The sequence below is a fragment of the Clostridium sp. genome (assembly GCF_021443865.1).
Classification (GTDB): domain Bacteria; phylum Bacillota; class Clostridia; order Clostridiales; family Clostridiaceae; genus Clostridium.
This window is the reverse complement of sequence record NZ_JABUTB010000158.1, coordinates 1-2,774: the sequence shown is the minus strand read 5'-3', so window position 1 is coordinate 2,774 and position 2,774 is coordinate 1. Positions and strand designations below refer to the sequence as shown.

The window sequence follows — 2,774 nt, the reverse complement described above, 5'->3', positions numbered from 1 at the left end:
TCCTTATCTTCATGTAATCTTAAACCTCTTCCAAGCTGTTGTAAAAATACTGTTAAGCTTTCTGTTGGTCTTAAGAATAATATTGTATTAACCTCTGGAATATCTACACCTTCATTATATAAATCTACAACAAAAATAAATTTAATTTCTTTATTAACTAATCTTCTCTTAGCCTCTGACCTATCTTCTTTTCTACTTTCATCTGTTAATGCCATAGATTCAATACCTAATTCATTAAATCTTTTAGACATAAATTTTGCATGCTCTTTACTTACACAAAAGCCTAAGCCTATTACATCTTCAATATCTGTTACATATTTATATAAAGAATTTACTATTTCCCTAACTCTTATATCATTTCCTGTATAAACATTATCTAAATCACTTATACTATATCCTTTTCTTTGCCATTTTAAAGTTGATAAATCTACAGAATCAGATACAGCAAAATATTGAAATGGACTTAATAATTTTCTATCAATAGCCTCTGGTAATCTTATTTCACCAGAAATCCTATCTTCAAAGTATTTAAATATATCCTTATTATCAGCTCTTTCTGGAGTTGCTGTTAATCCAAGTAAAACCTTAGGCTTATAATAACTTAATAATCTTTGATAAGATGGTGCTGCTGCATGATGAAACTCATCTACAATTATAAAATCATAATAATCCTCTGTAGTAATTTCACATAAATCCTTACTATTAAAACTTTGAATAGATACAAATAAATGCTCTAAACTATTTGGAACATTTCCACCTACCATTAAATCTCCAAAGTTATTATCCTTAAGAATTGCTCTAAAGGTATCCCTTGCTTGCTTTAGAATTTCTTCTCTATGAACAACAAATAATAATCTATTAGACTTTTTCTTATTCTCCTTACAAAAGTTCTTATAATCAAAAGCTGAAATGACTGTTTTACCTACTCCAGTTGCTGCAATAACAAGATTTTTATTTTTATTAAACAACTCTCTTTCAACCTTTAATTTCTCTAGTATCTCCTTTTGAAAAGAATATGGTCTTATATCAAAGGAATAATTAAATTCTTCATTATCTTGTTTCTTTTCCTTTTGTAAGGATCTCTTTAATAAACTTTTATCTTCATCAGTTCCTAAATAAGATATAAATTCTCCATCATTCCAATAACTTTCAAAGGTAGCTTCAAACTTCTTAATAATATCAAAGGAATCCTGCTCTGTAATTTTTATATTCCATTCTAAACCAGATGTTAAGGCAGCATTTGAAAGATTAGAAGAACCAATATATGCAGTAGTAAAGCCTGTTTCCCTTTTAAACATATAAGCCTTCGCATGAAGCCTTGTTCTTTCTGTATCATAGGATATTTTAATTTCTGCATTAGGTAGCTTGATTAATTCTTCTATAGCTTTTAAATCAGTGGCACCCATATAAGAAGTTGTAATTATCCTTAATTTCTTTCCAGCCATTGTAGCTTCTCTTAAACTTTCAATTATACATCTAAGTCCACTCCACTTTATAAAAGAAACTAATAAATCTATAGAATCAGAGGTTAGTATTTCCTTATTTAACTCTCCAAGCATATTAGGCTCTAGAGAAGCCCCTGTAAATAAAGAACTTTGAGATAAAGGAGTTACTGGCCTTATTATCTTTTCCTTCTTTAAAGCCTTTTTATTATTAACTTTGCTATATAAAGCATTAAGCATTTCCCCATTTTTATCTATTTCATACTTCTTAATATCATCTTCATTTGACACTTTACTTAATATGTTAATGATGTTATTACAAGCTTCTATTTGCTTTAATAACTTATCACTATCTTCTCTTTCTTTATCTCTTATATAATTTAAAGCTTTCCTAATTACTTTAGCTATATATTGAGAAAGAATCGTTTTTGCTTCTTCATTATCTATTTTGCTTTTTTCTATTATGAATTTTTCATTTTCTAATACTTTAAGTTGTTCTTGTATTTCATTATTTATTACTTGCTCATATAAACCTTGTTTCAATAAATTCACCACCAATTTTTCTTGTAATATCTAATAATATTTTATCATATTTGAAATACATATGGATATTTCAATTCTAAGAGCTACTTTATAAAAGTATAATTATACTTATCACATAAAAAGACTATATATAATTAATTAAAAATCAATTATATATAGTCTAATATTAATTATTTTAATGCTCTGTTAATCTATAACTTAATTAAAATTCTTCATTTATAATTTTTAAAACTTCTTCTTTCATGCTTGGATATTTTTCCAAATATTCTCGAATACTTTTTGCTTTTTCTAAAATTTTTATTTCATCTTTATTTTTTTCATTTATATTATCTAATAAGTTTTTATCTAAATCTAGCCCCTTTAAATCAGAATATGATTTAACAGCATTAATAAAACTATTTTTTCTACCCCTATCTAATGTATAACAATACTTCTCTATATTTGTCTCATTTACTTTAAGCAATTTATTACTCAACATAAATTCTAAAAACATTTCTATCTCAGTAACTATTTCATCTACATTAATATCTTTAAAAGAATTTAACCTCTTCTTAAGTGTATAATAATCAATTATGTCCTGCTTTATATAATCAATATTCTTTTTATTAATTATATATCTTCCATCAAAAGATAAAAAATTTCTTGATCCTGGAATATCATTATATCCCTTGTCATTTATAAAATTGTCATCTAATTTCTCTAAGATAGTATTAGTTCTTGATGAATAGTCTTTAGCTGTAAAAGCATCTTGTCCATGTCTTAATAAATATGTTAAGTATTTTGTAAACA

2 protein-coding genes are annotated in these 2,774 nt (G+C 25.7%); both read right to left on the bottom strand.

Annotated features, from left to right (window positions below; translation table 11 throughout):
- On the bottom strand, positions 1 to 1,985 hold a 1,985-nt coding region (locus HUJ77_RS15315), incomplete at its 3' end, for a DEAD/DEAH box helicase family protein (RefSeq protein WP_291710124.1).
- Between the two features lie 202 nt (positions 1,986 to 2,187).
- Positions 2,188 to 2,774 (bottom strand): hypothetical protein (locus HUJ77_RS15310; protein WP_291710122.1); only part of this gene is annotated, 587 nt, incomplete at its 5' end.